This window comes from Sphingomonas sp., assembly GCA_019635535.1.
Lineage (GTDB): Bacteria > Pseudomonadota > Alphaproteobacteria > Sphingomonadales > Sphingomonadaceae > Allosphingosinicella.
The window spans coordinates 1,757,274-1,774,348 of sequence record JAHBZH010000001.1 but is presented as its reverse complement, the minus strand read 5'-3'; the positions used below and the strand labels follow the sequence as shown (position 1 = coordinate 1,774,348).

At 66.6% G+C, this 17,075-nt stretch carries 16 protein-coding genes and 1 tRNA gene; 3 read left to right on the top strand and 14 right to left on the bottom strand.

Annotation, left to right across the window (positions count from 1 at the left end; genetic code table 11):
• Positions 1-53: 53 nt before the first annotated feature.
• Positions 54-1,319, bottom strand: coding sequence for an ATP-dependent Clp protease ATP-binding subunit ClpX (gene clpX, locus KF780_09095; GenBank protein MBX3561954.1), 1,266 nt, complete (start codon positions 1,317-1,319; stop codon positions 54-56).
• Between the two features lie 727 nt (positions 1,320-2,046).
• Between clpX and KF780_09090 the strand changes: the two genes are divergently transcribed.
• Complete coding sequence (locus KF780_09090) at positions 2,047-2,823, top strand: DNA cytosine methyltransferase (protein MBX3561953.1); 777 nt, start codon at positions 2,047-2,049, stop codon at positions 2,821-2,823.
• Between the two features lie 29 nt (positions 2,824-2,852).
• Here KF780_09090 and KF780_09085 read toward each other — a convergent pair whose 3' ends face one another.
• On the bottom strand, positions 2,853-3,809 hold the full coding sequence (locus tag KF780_09085) for an HNH endonuclease (protein MBX3561952.1): 957 nt from the start codon (positions 3,807-3,809) through the stop codon (positions 2,853-2,855).
• The gene (vsr, locus tag KF780_09080) at positions 3,778-4,230 is read right to left on the bottom strand and encodes a DNA mismatch endonuclease Vsr (protein MBX3561951.1); all 453 of its coding nucleotides are present in this window, start codon (positions 4,228-4,230) and stop codon (positions 3,778-3,780) included. The genes KF780_09085 and vsr overlap by 32 nt, the downstream gene beginning before the upstream one ends.
• Positions 4,231-4,426: 196 nt before the next feature.
• On the opposite strand from vsr, the gene KF780_09075 reads away from it, so the two are divergent.
• Positions 4,427-4,678, top strand: a complete 252-nt coding sequence (locus KF780_09075; GenBank protein MBX3561950.1) for a hypothetical protein — start codon at positions 4,427-4,429, stop codon at positions 4,676-4,678.
• A 138-nt stretch (positions 4,679-4,816) separates the two neighbouring features.
• Here the strand turns inward: KF780_09075 and clpP are convergent, their stop codons facing one another.
• The 5 genes from clpP to KF780_09050 all read right to left on the bottom strand — a co-directional run bounded on the left by clpP (position 4,817) and on the right by KF780_09050 (position 8,544).
• A complete protein-coding gene (gene clpP, locus KF780_09070) occupies positions 4,817-5,455 on the bottom strand; it encodes an ATP-dependent Clp endopeptidase proteolytic subunit ClpP (protein ID MBX3561949.1) in 639 nt (212 codons plus the stop codon).
• Between the two features lie 91 nt (positions 5,456-5,546).
• Positions 5,547-6,464, bottom strand: coding sequence for a glycosyltransferase (locus KF780_09065; GenBank protein MBX3561948.1), 918 nt, complete (start codon positions 6,462-6,464; stop codon positions 5,547-5,549).
• 75 nt (positions 6,465-6,539) lie between these two features.
• A complete protein-coding gene (gene tig, locus KF780_09060) occupies positions 6,540-8,048 on the bottom strand; it encodes a trigger factor (GenBank protein MBX3561947.1) in 1,509 nt (502 codons plus the stop codon).
• A 63-nt stretch (positions 8,049-8,111) separates the two neighbouring features.
• Positions 8,112-8,196 (bottom strand) — tRNA-Leu (locus tag KF780_09055).
• Between the two features lie 93 nt (positions 8,197-8,289).
• Positions 8,290-8,544: a hypothetical protein gene (locus tag KF780_09050; GenBank protein ID MBX3561946.1), complete on the bottom strand. Its 255-nt coding sequence runs from the start codon at positions 8,542-8,544 to the stop codon at positions 8,290-8,292.
• A 171-nt stretch (positions 8,545-8,715) separates the two neighbouring features.
• Between KF780_09050 and KF780_09045 the strand changes: the two genes are divergently transcribed.
• Positions 8,716-10,311, top strand: coding sequence for a M20/M25/M40 family metallo-hydrolase (locus KF780_09045; GenBank protein ID MBX3561945.1), 1,596 nt, complete (start codon positions 8,716-8,718; stop codon positions 10,309-10,311).
• 1 nt (position 10,312) lies between these two features.
• Here the strand turns inward: KF780_09045 and KF780_09040 are convergent, their stop codons facing one another.
• The 6 genes from KF780_09040 to KF780_09015 form a co-directional block, all read right to left on the bottom strand.
• Positions 10,313-11,344: an ABC transporter ATP-binding protein gene (locus KF780_09040; GenBank protein MBX3561944.1), complete on the bottom strand. Its 1,032-nt coding sequence runs from the start codon at positions 11,342-11,344 to the stop codon at positions 10,313-10,315.
• A gap of 7 nt (positions 11,345-11,351) precedes the next feature.
• Positions 11,352-12,866: an iron ABC transporter permease gene (locus KF780_09035; GenBank protein ID MBX3561943.1), complete on the bottom strand. Its 1,515-nt coding sequence runs from the start codon at positions 12,864-12,866 to the stop codon at positions 11,352-11,354.
• Positions 12,867-12,955: 89 nt separating this feature from the next.
• The gene (locus KF780_09030; GenBank protein MBX3561942.1) at positions 12,956-14,005 is read right to left on the bottom strand and encodes an extracellular solute-binding protein; all 1,050 of its coding nucleotides are present in this window, start codon (positions 14,003-14,005) and stop codon (positions 12,956-12,958) included.
• Positions 14,006-14,065: 60 nt separating this feature from the next.
• Entirely contained in the window at positions 14,066-15,040 is a 975-nt protein-coding gene (locus KF780_09025; protein ID MBX3561941.1) for a polysaccharide deacetylase family protein, read from the bottom strand.
• Positions 15,037-15,891: a cupin-like domain-containing protein gene (locus KF780_09020; GenBank protein MBX3561940.1), complete on the bottom strand. Its 855-nt coding sequence runs from the start codon at positions 15,889-15,891 to the stop codon at positions 15,037-15,039. The genes KF780_09025 and KF780_09020 overlap by 4 nt, the downstream gene beginning before the upstream one ends.
• A complete protein-coding gene (locus KF780_09015; GenBank protein MBX3561939.1) occupies positions 15,888-17,060 on the bottom strand; it encodes a GNAT family N-acetyltransferase in 1,173 nt (390 codons plus the stop codon). The genes KF780_09020 and KF780_09015 overlap by 4 nt, the downstream gene beginning before the upstream one ends.
• Positions 17,061-17,075 lie beyond the last annotated feature (15 nt).

Below are 17,075 nucleotides of genomic sequence, written 5' to 3'. Positions count from 1 at the left end.
CGCGCGGTCGAGGATGCGGCGCTTAACGGCGGGCGGGACGATGACCTCTTCCGTCACGCCGCGTCGCCAGCCTTCTCCTCTTTCGCCGCATAGACGCGCACCGGCTCCTTGGTGCCGGCGACGACATCCTTGTCGATCATCACCTCATCGACCCCGTCCATCGACGGCAGATCGAACATGGTGTCGAGCAGGATATTCTCCAGGATCGAGCGCAGCCCGCGCGCGCCGGTCTTGCGCTCGATCGCCTTCTTGGCGACCGCGACCAGCGCCTCGTCGGTGAAGCTGAGCTTCACATCCTCCATGTCGAACAGCTTGCCGTACTGCTTGACCAGCGCGTTCTTCGGCTCCTGCAGGATCTGGACGAGCGCCTCGGTGTCGAGATCCTCGAGCGTCGCGATCACCGGCAGGCGGCCGACGAATTCGGGGATCAGGCCGAATTTCAGCAGATCGTCCGGCTCGCCCTGGCGAAGCACCTCGCCGGTACGCCGCTCCTCGGGCGCGGCGACATAGGCGCCGAAGCCGATCGACTTGCCCTGCAGCCGGTCCGCGATGATCTTTTCCAGGCCGGCAAAGGCGCCGCCGCAGATGAACAGGATATTGGTCGTGTCGACCTGCAGGAACTCCTGCTGCGGATGCTTGCGCCCGCCCTGGGGCGGGACGGAGGCGACCGTGCCCTCCATCATCTTGAGCAGCGCCTGCTGGACGCCCTCGCCCGACACGTCACGGGTGATCGAGGGATTGTCCGACTTGCGGCTGATCTTGTCGATCTCGTCGATATAGACGATGCCGCGCTGCGCCCGCTCGACATTGTAGTCGCTGGCCTGGAGGAGCTTCAGGATGATATTTTCGACATCTTCACCCACATAGCCGGCCTCGGTGAGGGTGGTGGCGTCGGCCATGGTGAAGGGCACGTCGAGCAACCGCGCCAGCGTCTGGGCGAGCAGGGTCTTGCCGCAGCCGGTCGGGCCGACCAGCAGGATGTTCGACTTGGACAGCTCGACCTCGCCGGTCTTCCCGCCATGGGCGAGCCGCTTGTAGTGATTGTGGACCGCGACGGAGAGGACGCGCTTGGCGCGGTCCTGCCCGATCACGTAATCGTCGAGATGCTTGCAGATCTCCGCCGGCGTGGGGACGCCGTCGCGGGTCTTCACCAGCGCCGACTTGGTCTCCTCGCGGATGATGTCGTTGCACAGCTCGACGCATTCATCGCAGATGAACACGGTGGGGCCGGCGATAAGCTTCCTCACCTCATGCTGCGACTTGCCGCAGAACGAGCAATAGAGGGTGCTCTTGGAATCGCCGCCGGAAAGCTTGGTCATACAGTCTCTTGGGGCCTCGCCCCGCTCCTTCAGGTTCAGCCGTATATCCTGACCGGAAATCTACACCGGCACAATGGCCTAAACGTTAATCGGGCGGCCCCGCGCCGCCCACGGCCCCGATGTGGCCCCGACATAAGCGGGGCGCAAGGGGGCGCGGCGGAGGGGAACGGCAGCGAATGTTCCCAATGTTCGCACTCGTGCACATATTTCAGGCGCTTCCGGGATGGCGAGCACGTGGGAGCAAGAGGAAAACCAAACGGACCCTTCGGCCGGGCTCAGGACAGGCAACATCGAGACTCGCACGGAGCGAGGGTGACATACGAAATCCTACATTTGAAGCCTGTCCGGTTCGTTCGACTCAGAGGCGCGTCGGTTAGGCCGCCAGCTCAAAGTTCCGTATTTGTTCTCTTTGTCCGCTTATGCTATCGTCTGAAAAATGAAGACATTGCATTTCGCAAAGCTCAGGGCCGAGGCCGGGTTCACTCTTGAAGAGATCGCAGCCTCGTTTCGAGCGGCTACAGATACAGTCCGGGACTGGGAACTGGGGGTGGCATCCCCACCCGGATACGTGATTTCGACCCTCGATCTAATTCGGAGCTTCCCGCTGTCGCACACAGCATCTTGTATGCAGAACGAACCTACGCCCACGAGATATCCACAGAAGTGCGACAAACGCCTCCACGGAACGGTTGACCCTAACGAGTCTGCACGTCAAAAGTCACGGCCTATGAAGGCAGAATTCCATGGGGGCGAGGCAACTGTCACGGAGCTGGGGTCCCACCTCAGTCGTGAACCTAGTTCGCAGTCCGAGAGAAAGCCCAGATTGTTGGACTTGTTCTGTTGCGCTGGGGGTGCTGCCGTCGGCTATCACAGAGCCGGTTTCGACATCGTGGGCGTGGACATAGTGGACCGTCCTCGCTTCCCGTTCCCCTTCATCAGAGCCGACGCGATGAAGCTCGATCCCGAATTCATCGCGTCCTTTGATGCGATCCACGCCTCACCGCCTTGTCAGTCTTATTCGGACTTGGCGAAGCGCAATGGTAATGGTCACGAATGGCCGCGATTGATCGAACCGGTTCGGGAGATGCTGGTCGCTTCCGGCCGTCCTTATGTCATCGAGAATGTCGAAGGATCGCCGTTGCTTAACCCGGTTGTGTTGTGCGGCACAATGTTCCCGGGGCTTAGGGTGATCCGGCATCGTCTGTTTGAAGCGAACTTTTCGATTGTCGCTCCGCCGCACAAAAAACACCCCAAGGTTCATACCTTCGACAAGCGCAAGTCGCATTTCGGTAAGACCAACGAATGGACGGATTTCGTTCAGGTCACCGGAGGGGGGAACTGCCGGTTGGCAGCCGCGAGGGACGCCATGGGAATCGATTGGATGACCAAGGGTGAGATCAATGAAGCTATCCCGCCAGCTTATACTGAGTTGATCGGGCGTCAGCTTTTGGCCCATATTCGAGCTATCGAGGTGAGTTCAGTTAAGGCAGCAGCGGTTAGGTAGGCCGAGGCAAGATGCGCGGCTCCGTCTGATTATCCCAGGTCGAGCGCGCCCGTTCTGTGCGTTTCGTCATGGTGCAGGTTACACAGCGTCACAAGATTGTCGGCTTCATTCGCGCCGCCGTGCGCGTGCTGCTCGATATGATGGACTTCCAGAAAACGGTGATCGGCTGGCGGGAAGCCGTGCGGCCATCCGCACCCGCGCCAACGACAGGACCAATTGTCGCGCTGCATGACTTCGCGGCGGACCAGCTCGGGAATGTGCCGGTCGTGCGGCGGCGCCTGTTCGTCGCGCTCCAGGACATAGGCGCCGACGGGCAATGAGGGATCGCCCGTGTTGCGGGTGATAATCGGCCAGCCTTCTTCGGTTCGGAGCTCGCGCGTCCGCCGCGCCCATTCGGTGACGTTGCCCGCGACGTAGCGAAGCTCTTCGGACGTGATCCGCTGTCCGACATTCTCCCTGAAGAACTGCAAAAGCTTGTTGCGGACGCTGGCGTTGCCCCGCCGGATTTGATTGGCGCGGTTCCATCGGAATGCCGCGTCGCGGTCCTGGCGGTCTTCCATGAGCACATATTGATCGGGGCGAAGGCGAGGTAGCGGGTCTTCCCCTTCCAACCTTTCTTCCTCGCCGGCGTCGCGAAGCTCGTTCGCCGTGACGCCGGACAAGATCGGCCATCCCTCTTGCACGCGAAGTTCTCGGATGCGCCGGGCATATTCGCTGATCCCGGCGACAATCATAAGTTCGTCGCCGTCGATCACCACGGCCGGGAAGCGCCGAAGATAGGCAAGAATGCGATCTCGCGCCGAAAGCTGGACCCCGTCCGGTAAGAGCGAGGCGCCGAGATCACGAAGCAGGTGGTTGGCCGGGATTAGTTCCCGAACCTGAACACGCAACTCCGAATGCTGAAGGTGCCGTTCGAAGTTCGTCAAAAGGTCGATCAGGCGGCGGCGAATGTCGTCAGGTGCCTGTTGTCTCGGTCTTCTCGCCATGCGCCCCCGTGCTCCGCCTCGTCACTTCCCTGATCCTTGCGATGATCGCGTCGTCTTCCTTAAGCTGGCATTCCCAAAGTGTCACGGACGCGATGCCCAGCACCGCCAGTGCTTCGACGGCGCGGGCGTCACGCGCGCGGTTCCCGGCGATCTTAGCCGCCCAGAATTCGGGGCGAGTGTCGGGCAGCTTGGCGCGCCTGCACCCTTCATGCCCGTGCCAGAAGCACCCGTGTACGAAAACCGCCAGGCGATGCTTCGGAAGGAAAATGTCAGGACGACCGGGCAAGTCGCGGCGATGAAGCCGGAATCTGTAGCCAACCCGGTGTAGCAGACTGCGAACGCGAATTTCCGGCTTCGTGTCACGCCCCCGAACGCGGGACATATTGGCGCTTCGGACCTCGGGGCTAATTCGGTCTGCCACAGCTCGCTCCAATTGAGGGTGCGTATGGATTACGCAATTAAAACAACCTTCCCAATTACCCTTCGGCCATAGAGTTCGCTTCAGAGCGCCCGCAAGCGGTGCAGAAACCAGCCGCCGGGAATGGACTGTGGGAACCTTTGGAACGGCTGAATGCAGATGTTGATCGCCTGCGCCAACCGTGATCCAGTGTTTGTCGATGCAGTACGATCTGTTCGGCGAGCTGCCGGCGCCGCCGCCGCGCTCCAGCGACACGGCGGCGCGGGCCGAGATGATGGAGACGATCGAGGCTCTGGCCGGAGCGGAAACGCATCCGTGGAGCGCCCGGCTGCTCGGCTGGAAGGTCCGCACCTTCAACGTGCTGGCGCAGAAGCTGACGCCGCTCGATGCCGCCGCGCTGACGGCGAGGCTTGACGCCGAGCTGGAGCGGCTCGGCCCCGCCGAAGACTGACCTCAGGCCGCTTTCGCAAACGGCCAAAACCGCGCCGGAAGTACCCCGCACTGTCCGGCCCTTCGGACTTCACGCGGCTTTCGCAAACGGCTTCAGGCAGCCTCGGACAGTACCCCGCACTGTCCGGTCCTTCGGACTTCAGGCAGCCTTCGCCGTTTCCTCGTCCGCCGGGGTCGGGCGCTTGTCGAAGACCTCGTCGACCAGGCCGAACGCCTTGGCCTCGGGGGCCGAGAAGAACTTGTCGCGTTCGACATTCTTCTCGATCTCCTCGATCGTCTGGCCGGTATAATGGGCCATCAGCTCGTTCATCCGGTGCCGGATGCGCAGGATTTCCTTGGCCTGGATCTCGATGTCGGTCGCCATGCCCTGCGCGCCGCCCGACGGCTGATGGATCATGATCCGCGCATTGGTGAGCGCGACGCGCATGCCCGGCTCGCCGGCCGAGAGCAGGAAGGCGCCCATCGAGGCGGCCTGGCCGATGCAGACCGTGCCGACGCGCGGGCGGATGTAGTTCATCGTGTCATGGATCGCCATGCCCGCCGTGACGACGCCGCCCGGCGAGTTGATGTACATGTAGATGTCCTTCTTGGGATTCTCGCTCTCCAGATAGAGGAGCTGGGCGGTGATCAGCGAGGCCATATGGTCCTCGACCCCGCCGGTCACGAAGATGATCCGCTCGCGCAGCAGCCGCGAATAGATGTCGAAGCTGCGCTCGCCGCGATTCGACTGCTCGATGACGATGGGCACGAGCCCGGCGGCGATGTCCTGATGGTCCATGATGGAGTGAGATTCCCGTTTCGAAGGTTGCCGTGACGAACATCGGAGCATTGGCGCGAAGGTTCAAGCCCCGACGATGCGCTCCGGCCGGTCAGCCCTCCCCGCCCGGCCCCGGCAGGCCGAGATAGTGGAGGCGGCGGACTTCCCGGCGGCCGCGCACCACCGTGTCGAGGATGAGGCCGGTGAAGAAGCTCAAGGCGGCGAGAAGCGTCAGGCCGGTGGCGAGGATCGCGGTCGGGAAGCGCGGCACAAGGCCGGTTTGCGCGTAGGTGATGGCGAGCGGGACGGCGAGGATCAGCGCGGCCAGGCCGAGCAGGACCGCGATCCAGCCGTAGAAGAGGACCGGTCGCTCCAGCCGGAACAGATGGATGATCGTCTTCGCGATGCGCCAGCCGTCGCGCCAGGTGGAGAGCTTCGACACCGAGCCTTCGGGCCGCGCGCCATAGGCCGTCACCACCTCGCCGACCGGCATGGCCAGCTCCAGCGCGTGGACGGAGATCTCGGTTTCCGTCTCAAAGCCCGCCGACAAGGCTGGGAAAGACTTGACGAAACGGCGCGAGAAGATGCGGTAGCCGGAGAAGATGTCGGTGAAGCTGCGGCCGAACAGGCGCGCCAGGAGCCCGGTGAACAGCCGGTTGCCGAGCCGGTGGCCGCGCCGATAGGCCTCCTCCACTTCCGACTGGCGCGCGGCGACCACCATGTCGAGCCGTTCGTCGACCAGCTTGGCGACGAGAGCGGGCGCCGCGGCGGCGTCGTAGGTGGCGTCGCCATCGGCCATCACATAGATATCGGCCTCCACATCGGCGAACATGCGGCGCACGACATGGCCCTTGCCCTGCATCTTCTCGGCGCGGACGATCGCGCCGGCGGCGGCGGCGACCTCGGCGGTGCGGTCCGAGCTGTTATTGTCGTAAACGTAGATGACGGCGTCGGGCAGCGCGGCGCGGAAGGAGATCACGGTGCGCGCGATCGCCGCTTCCTCATTGTAGCAGGGGAGCAGGACGGCGATGCGTGGTTGCTGCTGAGCCAATGCCGATCCCCCCGGAAATCCCCTCCTCCATGACGGAGGAGGGTTAATTCCTGGTTAGGCCTTTTTCGCGGCCGGCTTCTTCGCCGGAGTCCTCTTGGCCGGAGCCTTGGCGGGTTTTTCCGCCTTGTCCTCGGCGGGCGCGGCCTTCTTGGCGGCCGGCTTCTTCGCCGCCGCCTTCTTGGACTTGGCGCCGTGATCGTGATGATCGTGGCCGCAGCCCGGGCCGTGGACATGGCCGTCCTCGGCCTCGATCGCTTCCTGCAATTCATCGCGGGTCACTTCGCGGTCGGTGATCTCGGCGCCTTCGAACAGCACATCGACCACCTTGTCCTCGAACAGGGGCGCGCGCAGCTGGGCGGCGGCCATCGGCGTGCCCTGGACATATTCGACGAAGCGCTGCCGGTCCTCCGGCTTGTATTGCTGCGCCGCCTGCATGACGAGCTGGTTCATCTCCTGCGGACTGACCTGCACGCCGCGCTGCTGGCCGATCTCGGACAGGAGCAGGCCGAGACGCACGCGGCGCTCGGCGATGGCGCGATACTCGTCCTTCTCGGCCTCCATCTCGGCGCGCGCGGCGGCGGGATCCTCCTCGTGGCCCGCCTCATGGTCGAGCTGGCGCCAGATCTGATCGAATTCGGCCTCGACCATCGATTCCGGCACCGGGAAATCGTGGGACGCGGCGAGCTGGTCGAGCAGCTGGCGCTTCATGTGGGTGCGGGTAAGGCCGTTCAGCTCCTGCTCCACCTGGCCCTTCAGCAGCTCGCGCAGCTGAGCGATCCCCTCCAGGCCCATCGACTGGGCGAAAGCGTCGTCCGCCTTGAACGGGCGCGGCGTCTGCACCTCGTTCACGACGACGTCGAACACCGCCTCGCGGCCCTTCAGATAATCGACCGGATATTCGTCCGGGAAGGTGACCTTCACCTGGGTCTCGTCATTGGCCTTCACGCCGACGAGCTGGTCCTCGAAGCCGGGGATCAGTCGGCCCGAGCCGAGCTCGATCGACATGCCCTCGCCCTTACCGCCGTCGAACGGTTCGCCGTCGACCTTGCCCTCGAAGTCCATGATCACGAGATCGCCGGTCGCCGCCTTGCGCGCGGCCGGGGCCGGATCGAAGCTCTTCTGGCCCTCGGCCAGCCGCGCGACCGCCTCGTCCAGCATCGCATCGGAGGCGGGAACGGTCAGCCGATCGATCTTGAGTCCGTCCAGCTTCGCTTCCGGCACGTCCGGCAGCGTCTCGACCTCGACGGTGACGACCGCGTCCTTGCCTTCGCCACCTTCTTCCAGCGACACGGCCGGCTGCATGGCGGGGCGGATCTTCTGCTCGGCGATCAGCTTCTGGACGCCGTCCTGCACCGCGTTCTCCAGCGCCTGCTGCTCGAGCGCGGGGCCGTGCATCTTGCGAATGAGGTTGGCCGGAACCTTGCCGGGGCGGAAGCCGGGCATCCGGACCTGCGGCGCGACCGACTTCAGCTCGGCATCGACGCGCGCATTGATGTCCTTGGCGGGAATGGTGAGCCGATAGGCGCGCTTCAGGCCCTCGTTCAACGTCTCGACAGTCTGCATCTCGAAATCAAACCTTCATGTCAGCTTGTGGCGGCGCCTTCGGGCGGGGCGATGACGGAAGGCTGGTGCGGGCGAAGGGACTCGAACCCCCACATCTTTCGATACCAGGACCTAAACCTGGCGCGTCTACCAGTTCCGCCACGCCCGCATGAGGCCGGCAAGGCGGCGTCTATAGCAGCGATGACACAGAGGGCAAGCGCCGTTGCCGCGAGCGTGCGGCAACGGCTTCAAGGGGCAATGCTCAGGCGGCCTGGGCGAGTTCGTCCGGGCGGCGCATGACGCGGAACAGGCCGGCACCAATCGCCATGCCCTCGATGCGCGGCAGCGCGGTGCCGCAGAAGCCGCATTCCGCCGAAAGCCGGCCGACATACCAGTGCGAACGGCCGCAGCCGGGGCAATGGTTCACCTCGTTCTCGCGATAGACGACGTGATAGCCGCGCAGCGCAGGATCGCTGAGATGGGCCTTGCCACGCTTTCCGAAGATCGAGACCGACATCGTTCTTACTCCCTTGTCGCGGTTCACCGTGCGACGAAACGTTGTTTTCCATAGATGGGTTGAACAGAAGCTGACTGGCGCTGTTGGCGGGCGTTCAGCTTGGCGACGGCGTTGCAAGCTCCGCCCAAGTGCATTAGGCCAATGCCACACCAGTTCCGGGGGATCCGTTTCATGCATTTCAAGAGCCTGCTCGTCGGTTTCGCCGCGCTGTCGCTTTCCGTTTCCGCCGCGGCCGAAGAACCGGTCTTCACCGCCGAGGCCTTCCGCTCCCATGTTGCTTTCCTGGGCAATGACCTGCTGGAAGGACGCGAGGCCGGCACGCGCGGCTACGACATCGCGGCCCATTATGTCGCGACACAGTTCGAGGGGCTGGGCTTGCGGCCGGGCGCGAATGGCGGCTGGTTCCAGAATATCCAGTTCGTCCGCTCCAGCCTCGCCGGCACGCCGCGCCTCACCATCGGCGGACGGACCTTCGACCAGGGCAGCCACATCTTGATCCGCGCCAGCGCCGACACGTCTGCGCTCGACCTGACCGCGCCGGCCGTGTTCGTCGGCTACGGCATCGATGCGCCCGGCATCGGCTTCGACGATTATGCGGGACTGGACGTGCGCGGCAAGGTGGTGGTGGCGCTGAGCGGCTATCCCGCCGGCACGGCCAGCGACGTCGGCGCGCATCTCAGCTCCGGCAAGGCGCGCATGGCGGCCGCGCGCGGGGCGGTGGGCATGATCACGATCCGCACGGCTGGCGACATCCGGACCTTCCCGTGGCGCGCCTTGGTCGGTGCGGCCGGCCGGCCGAGCGTGAGCTGGGTCGGCGCCGACGGGCGGCCTTTCTCAAGCGACGGCCTGCGCTTCGGCGCGACCGCCGAGGGCGATGCGGCGACGGCCTTGTTCCAGGGCGCGCGGCGTTCGCTGGAACAGGTGATGCGCGAGGCCGGCCGCCGTGGCGCCCGGCCGCGCGGCTTCGCGCTCAGTCAGGACGTGCGCGCCGAACGGGCCGAAGGGACGCAGAGCCGATTCGAAAGCGCCAATGTCGTCGCCGTCCTGCCGGGCAACGATCCCGCCCTCGCGAACGAATATGTGCTGTTGATGGCCCATCTCGACGGGCTGGGCGTGCGCGCCCGGCGCGAGGGCGATGCGGAGGATGCCGATCTGATCCGCAATGGGGCGATGGACAATGCGACCGGCGTCTCGACCCTGATCGAGGTCGCGCGCGCCATGGCCGACCCCGCCAACCGCCCGCGCCGCCCGATCCTGATCGCAGCGGTGACGGCCGAGGAGATCGGCCTGATCGGTGCCAATTACCTCGTCCACAACCCGATCGTCGACGGACGCATCGTCGGCGTCGTCAATCTCGACATGCCGGTGCTGACCTACGATTTCTCCGACGTGATCGCCTTCGGCGCCGAACATTCGACGATGGGCGAGACGGTGACGCGCGCCGCAACGCGGATGCAGGTCGGCGTCATTCCCGACCCGATGCCGGAACAGGGCATCTTCACCCGCTCCGACCATTATCGCTTCGTGCAAGCCGGCGTGCCGTCCGTGTTCCTGATGACCGGCTTCGGCGGCGAAGGCGCCGAGCGGTTCAGGCACTTTCTTTCCACCGAATATCACAGCGTGAACGACGATCTGAACCTGCCGTTCAACTGGGACGCCGGGGCGCGCTTCGTGCGGCTCAATTACCTGATCGCGCGCGAAATCGCGGACGCGCCGGCGGCGCCGCGCTGGAACGCCGACAGCCCGTTCGCGCCGGCGGCGGAATAATCTAGCCGGCCAGCAGCCGGGCCCGCGCCGGGTCGATCGCAACACGCGCCGGGCCCGCAGCGGGAACGTCAGGGCCGATATGGCGCAGCGTGACGGCGACGCCTTCGGCTTCCACCGTCACTTCGTGGAAGGCGCCGCCGAAATGCACCTCCGTGACCATCACGGCGACACCTTCGCCGGCGATGCCCAGCGCTTCGGGGCGGATCATCAATGTGGCCGGGCCATCCGGCGCGTCCGGGGCGGACAGTTCGCCAAACGGGGAGCGCGCCATCCCTGCCCTCACCTCGGCGGGCACGAGATTGGCCGGCCCCAGCAGCCGCGCGGCGGCGAGCGATGCAGGGTTGAGATAACAATGCTCCGGGCTGCCGGCCTGGAGCAGGCGGCCGGCGGACATCAAGGCGAGATCGTCGGCGACCAGCATCGCCTCCTCCGGATCGTGGGTGACGATCAGGATCGCGGCCTTCGCGGCACGCAGACCGGACAGGACGACATGGCGGACTTCCGCCTTGAGATCGCCGTCCAGGCCGGAAAAGGGCTCATCGAGCAGCAGGGCCGACGGCTCGCGTGCCAAGGCGCGCGCGATGGCGACGCGCTGCTGCTCGCCGCCGGACAAGGTGTGCGGCCAGGCATCGGCGCGGTGCGCGAGCTTGAAGCGATCGAGCAGCTCCAGCGCGCGGGCACGGCGCGCCTTGCGGTCCATACCGTCCAGCCCGAAGGCGACATTCTGTGCGACATCGAGATGCGGGAAGAGCGCGAAATCCTGGAAGACCAGGCCGATATTGCGGGCCTCCGGCGGGACGGTGCGGCCGGGCGCGGAGATGAGCTGGCCCGCCGCCTCGATCTCTCCCGCATCCACCGGCTCCAGCCCGGCGAGCAGGCGCAGCAAGGTGCTCTTGCCGCAGCCGGACGGGCCGAGCAGGCAGGTGATCCGCCCCGCACACAGCCCCAGCGACACGGCATCGAGCGCGACGATCCCTGGATAGGCGCGGGTGACGGCGCGGATGTCCAATATGGGCGGCGGCGAAACGGTCATGGGCCGCCTATGCCGCGCCGGGGCGCGACATGGCAATCTTGCGCGTCAGCCAGATCACCGCCGGCAGCGCGAGACCGACGATGATGAGCGAGGGCCAGCCAGCCTGGGGCAGCCGCTCGTCCAGCGCGTAATTGCTGGCGATCACCGCCAGAGTGTCGAAATTGAACGGGCGCAGGATCAGCGTCGCCGGCAATTCCTTCAGCACGTCGATGAAGACGACGAGGCCGGCGGTGAGCAGCGCACCGCGCGCGACGGGAAGCTGCACCTTCCAGGCGGTGGCGGCCGGGCCCTTGCCGAGCGTGCGGCTGGCCCAGGCCATGCGGGCCGTCACCTTGGAGAGGCCCGCGTCGATCGGCTCCAGCGCGGCGGCCATCAGCCGGGCGGAATAGGCGTAGATGAGCAGACCGATGCCGACCGCGAAGCCGGATGTGCCGGGCGTAAGGCGCCAGATGACAGCGGCCGGCGCGAGCAGGCCGATCGCCATCACCGCACCCGGCGTCGCATAGCCGAGGCTGGCGACGCGCGCGGCGAGCGGGAGCCGCGCCGCGCCCAACGCCAAGGCGGTGGCGAGGGTTACGGTCACGACCGCGCCGGCCACGCCCAACGTCACCGAATGGGTCGCCGCGTCGATCAGCCGGGGCCATTGCGGCGCCACGTCGAGCGAGCTCCAGAGCAGCCAGCCGCAGGGCAGCAACAGGCCGAAGAAGAGCAAGGCGAAGCAGAACAGGCTGGCCAAAACCGCCTTGGCCGGCGGGAGCGGTGTGACGGGGAGCGGGCGCCATTTCGAATTGGCGCTTTCATAACCCCTGCCCCTGCGCCCGGCCCGCTCGATCCACAGCAGCAAAGCCGCCGCGCCGAGCAAAGGCAAGGCGAACTGCGCCGCCGAGGCGGTCGAGCCATAGACCGACCAGGCCCGCACCACGCCGGTGGTGAGCGTCTGCACGGCGAGGAACTGGACCGCGCCATAATCGGCGAGCGTCTCCATCACCGCCAGCGCCACACCCGCGGCGAGCGCGGGCCGGGCGAGCGGCATGGCGGCGCGCAGGAAGGCACTGCGCTGCGTGCAGCCGAGTGTCCGCGCCGCCTCCAGCGCCGTGACCGACTGGTTGAGGAAGGCCGCGCGCATGGCGAGATAGACATAAGGATAGAAGGCGCAGGAGAGGACGAAGGCCGCGCCGGATATGGTCCGCATCTCGAACGGCATGTCGAAGCCCAATGCCGCGCGCATCCACATGCGCAATTCCCCCGCCACGTCGAACAGGTCGCCATAGGCATAAGCGAGTGCGAAGGCGGGTGCCGCCAGTGGTAGCGCCAGCGCCCAGGCGAAGATGTCGCGGCCCGGAAAGCGGTGCATCACCACCAGCCAGGCGGCGATCGAGCCGAGGAGCGCGGTGATCGCGCCGACCAGCAGCGCCAGCCAGGCCGAGGTCGCGGCGTAGCGCAGCACATCGCGGCCGGCGATGTCCGCCGTTTCGCCGGAAAAGGCCGCCCAGATGACGCCGAGAAGCGGCAACGCCGCCACGAAGGCGGCGAGCGCGGCCAGCGTCGGGAGCAGGCCGGGGGACCACCGCCGCGCCCAAGGCGCGGCGGCGTCCGTCAGAGCAGCGCTGTTTATCGCCAGCCCACGCGGCTCATGATCGACTGGGCCTGCGGCTGGCGAGCCGCGAAGGCCGCCACCGACATCGGATTGGCGGTGAAGTTCGCATGGGCCGCCACCGGCTCCGGCGCCTCGACATTGGGCGAGGCCGGATATTCGTTGTTGTTGGCCGAGATGTGTCGCTGCGAATCCGCCGAGGCGAAGAATTCGAGCAGCCGGACGGCATTGTCGCGGTTCGGAGCGCGGGCCAGCACGCCCCCGCCCGAGACGTTCACATGCGCCCCCTGCCCGTCCAGGCTCGGGAAGCCGAGCCGGACCCGCTGGGTGATCTCGCGATCGCGCGCATCGTCGCCATTGGCCATGCGGATATAATAATAGGAATTGGTGATCGCGACCTCGCAAACGCCGGCGCCGACCGCGCGGATCTGATCGCGGTCGCCGCCTTCCGGCTGACGTGCCATGTTGGCGACAATGCCGCGCGCCCAGGCCTCGGCCCGCTCCTCGCCCCACGCCTCGATGAGCGCACCGAGCAGCGAGAGATTGTACACGCTGTCGGCAGAACGCACGCAGATCTTGCCCCGGAAACGCGGCGTGGCGAGCTTCTCGTAGCTGTCCACTTCCTCCGGCCGGACGCGCGCGCTGTCATAGGCGACGACGCGGGCGCGGCGCATGAAGCCGTACCAGTTGCCGGCAGGTTCGCGCAGATTGGCCGGGATGGCGGCGTTCAGGGTTTCGGACTGAACCGGCTGGAACAGGTTCGCCCGCTGCGCGCGCCACAGGGCGCCGGCATCGGCGGCGACGAAGAGATCGGCGGGGCTGCGTTCGCCCTCGCTCTGGATGCGCGCGACCAGCTCGTCCGGACGGCCCTCGATCACGTTGACGCGAATGCCCGTCTCCTGCTGGAAACGATCATAGAGCGCCTGATCGCTGTCATAATGGCGGGCGGTGTAGAGATTGACCTCCCCGCTGCCGGCCTGGGCACTGTTGTTGCCGGCATCGCCGGTGCCGCACGCGGCGAGCATGATGAGGCCGGCACAGGCGGCCAGAATCGCGCTGGGTTTCATCCGTATATTCTCCCTTCGGCGAATCGCCTTAGGGCTATTGCGAAGCGTTCGCAAGAAGCTTCATGCCGCCTGCCGGCCTTCCGCCGTACAGCGCGCGTGGATTTCGCTCAAGGTAGTGAAGCGCCCCCCGACCGAATCCCGGAAGAAGCGCAGCACCGCGTCGATCCGGCCGAGAAAGGCGTACAGCCCCGCCTCGTCATGGACATAGGGCGTATTGCCGGGCGCCAGGCTGGGGCTGTGATAGGTGAGCGTGAAGGTGCGCCGGCCGCGCCGGAGCATCGCCTCGATCAGCCGGCACTGCTCGGCAACCGGCACGCCTTCGGGCGTCAGCCGGGTGCGCGAGACGATGCCGGTGCGCGCCAGGATGCCGGGCAGATGCAGGCGCCCCGCGCGGGGATGATCGAACAGCCAGTCCGCCTTCGCGCCCAGCCCGGGCAGCGCGCCGAAATAGCCGACGCTCATCGGTATTTCGAGCAGGCCGGCCTCTTCATCGAGCCAGTGCGGCGTCTCTGGCACGCGCCGGAAATCAGGGCCGCCGTCCGCCGTATAGCTGGTGTGCGGGACCATGGAGCAATCGACGCGATAGCCGAGTTCCGCCAGCGCCGCCGCCGTACCGGGCCCGAAGCCGTGGCGGCCCGCCTTGAACACGGTCGGCCGCACGCGGAACCCGCGTTGGATCGCCTGGGTGATCGCCGCGATCTTGGCGCGCTCCAGCTCGGGCGGCAGGTTGCAATGATAGGAGTTGCGCCGCGTCACCTCTTCATCGTGCGGCGGCGTGACCCAGGGATGGAGATGCGCGCCGATCTCCGCCCGGCCGGCATCGGCAAGGCCGCGCAGGAAGGCGACAGCCTCAGGGTTCGTCGCGACCGGATAGTCGATCACATAGGTCGGCACGACACCGTAAAGGTCGTAGATTTCGTGCGCGCGCGCCTGGGCGGGAATCGATCGCGTCGCGGTCGCCGTGCGCGAGAAATCGCTCTTCCAGTCGAATTCCTCCTCGGTGTCGACGACGACGACCAGTTCGGGCTGGGTCATGTTCTGCCCCCCAGCGTGCGGCGCGCCTTGTCGATGACGCGCCAGCCGAAGGACTTCACACGATTCTGGCGCGGATAGCGGCCCGGCGCGGCGGGGCTCAGGCCGGCGCGGCGGAGCATCGCGTTCATGGCGCGCGCATATTCCTCGCGATAGCTCCATTCGCTGCGCCAGGTGACCGAAAGCGAGATCGACACCTCCGGCCCGTTCTTCACCCAGTGCGGCGCCTTGACCGGCACGTAGACGGCCTTGCCCGGCGCCAGATCGAACGCCGCGCCCTTCGCCGCGAACTCGTCGCGCCAGACGAGGTTGCGGTGACCGCCGGCGTGGAAGGCCTCATGCGCCGCGCCGCTCACCAGCGCCTCGTCGGCGGCGGGAAAGATTGTCATGCGCTTCGTGCCCCGGATCTGGAGCAGGATGTTGTGCTCGGGATCGAAGTGAAACGGCGTGACGGCGCCGGGCGAGGAGATGAAGACGAACGCCTCGCGCTTCAGCATCGCGCGAGTGGCGGGGCGCACATTCTCTTCCAGCAAAGCGAGCGTCTCGTTGAGCAAGGCGCGATAAGCCGGATCCTGCTCGACGAATTTCAGCACCATCCAGGAACCGCATTGCTCGATCTCGCGGATCGTCCGCGCGACGGAGAGGCCGTTGGCGGGCGTGTCTGCGGGGTCGATGCCGACCGGCAGATCGGCGCGATTATATTCGACATCGACGGGCCGGATGCGCTGCGCCAGCCCGGCCAGCACATCGAGCGTCAGCAGCGGATGGCCGGCCAGGCCATGATCGAGTAGCACCGGCATCTCCGGATAGGCCGCGGACAAAGCGGTGCGCGCGCCGGCGCCGAACGCGGTCATCGCCCTGCCCTCTTGGCCAGCGCCCAGCTGCTTTCGATCACGCGGCAGGCGCGGAACGTCGCGGCGCGACGCGTGCCCTTGAGCGGCACGGTGACGCGCGCGAGCACGCGCCGCTCCCGCCACAGGCCCTCGATCATCGGGTGATTTTCGGCCGCGCAACTGTCCATCCAAGCGATGTCGGGCCGGCCGAGATTGCCCAGATTTTCGATCTGGAGCAGCACGCCGGGCGAGAAATGCGCATAGGCCTCGTCGAACGCGGTCTTGAACGAGAAACCGCCCGGCGCGCACAGGAAATTGACCAGCATGGCGATCGGCCTGCCCTCCAGGTCGAGCCGCAGGAACTGGAGCCGCCCCGCTTCCCAGGCGCCGGCCAGCGCATCGCGGAAGAAGCCCTCCGTATCGACCGCGCAGGCCAGCGCGCTGCCCGCCCGACCCTTCCAGCCGGCGCGTTCGAGCGCGAGAAAGGCGTCGGCCCATGCATGAAGCGCGCGCCCATCGCCCAGGATATGGGCGCGCAATGCACCCTGTTCGGCCAGCCGGGCGCGCAGGCGGCGGTGCTCCTTGCGTTTCTTCTGGCGCACCGCCTGCTCGTAATAGGCGGCCGGCGACAGCTCGCTGCACAGCAGCGCGCGGGCTTCGCGGTGGACGGTCGCCGCGCCGGGCCGTGCCGCGATCAGGCCGCGATGCACGGGACCGTCTTCGACCAGCCCACGCAGATGCAGGAAGCCCGGCACCCAATCCGCGCTGTCGAGAAGGTCGAGCAGTGCTGTCCAGAACGCGGTTTCCTCGCCCGCGCGGATCAGCGGCGTACCGAGGAAGCTGTGATGATGGCACCAATTCTGCAGGAAACGGACACGCAGGCGCCCGTAACGATGCTCGATCGCGATCGGCATCACGCCAATCATCGCGCCGCCGCGCCGGACCTCGACGATCCGCACGTCGCGCCCGCCGCGCAGCGTCGCCAGCGAAGCCGCGACGAACCAGTGCTCGGCGAATCCATTCGGTTCCGATGCCTGTCCGGCCAGCGCCGCCCAGTCGCGCGCCAGGCGCGGATCGATGCCGTCATGGACGAAGGCGCGCAACTCGGCGGAATCGGGCACGGGCGTGAATCGGGCGACGCTGGCCTGCGTCGTTTCCGCCAATGTCGCGATGCGTCCCGCCCGATACATGCGCGTGGGCGTAAA

Coding starts and splice junctions, on each gene's coding strand:
- KF780_09040 (MBX3561944.1), bottom strand. CDS start 11,344: ATGACCGTTTCGCCGCCGCCCATATTGGACATCCGCGCCGTCACCCGC.
- clpP (MBX3561949.1), bottom strand. CDS start 5,455: ATGGACCATCAGGACATCGCCGCCGGGCTCGTGCCCATCGTCATCGAG.
- KF780_09045 (MBX3561945.1), top strand. CDS start 8,716: ATGCATTTCAAGAGCCTGCTCGTCGGTTTCGCCGCGCTGTCGCTTTCC.
- clpX (MBX3561954.1), bottom strand. CDS start 1,319: ATGACCAAGCTTTCCGGCGGCGATTCCAAGAGCACCCTCTATTGCTCG.
- KF780_09015 (MBX3561939.1), bottom strand. CDS start 17,060: ATGTATCGGGCGGGACGCATCGCGACATTGGCGGAAACGACGCAGGCC.
- KF780_09030 (MBX3561942.1), bottom strand. CDS start 14,005: ATGAAACCCAGCGCGATTCTGGCCGCCTGTGCCGGCCTCATCATGCTC.
- KF780_09020 (MBX3561940.1), bottom strand. CDS start 15,891: ATGACCGCGTTCGGCGCCGGCGCGCGCACCGCTTTGTCCGCGGCCTAT.
- KF780_09025 (MBX3561941.1), bottom strand. CDS start 15,040: ATGACCCAGCCCGAACTGGTCGTCGTCGTCGACACCGAGGAGGAATTC.
- KF780_09090 (MBX3561953.1), top strand. CDS start 2,047: ATGAAGGCAGAATTCCATGGGGGCGAGGCAACTGTCACGGAGCTGGGG.
- KF780_09050 (MBX3561946.1), bottom strand. CDS start 8,544: ATGTCGGTCTCGATCTTCGGAAAGCGTGGCAAGGCCCATCTCAGCGAT.
- KF780_09085 (MBX3561952.1), bottom strand. CDS start 3,809: ATGGCGAGAAGACCGAGACAACAGGCACCTGACGACATTCGCCGCCGC.
- KF780_09075 (MBX3561950.1), top strand. CDS start 4,427: ATGCAGTACGATCTGTTCGGCGAGCTGCCGGCGCCGCCGCCGCGCTCC.
- tig (MBX3561947.1), bottom strand. CDS start 8,048: ATGCAGACTGTCGAGACGTTGAACGAGGGCCTGAAGCGCGCCTATCGG.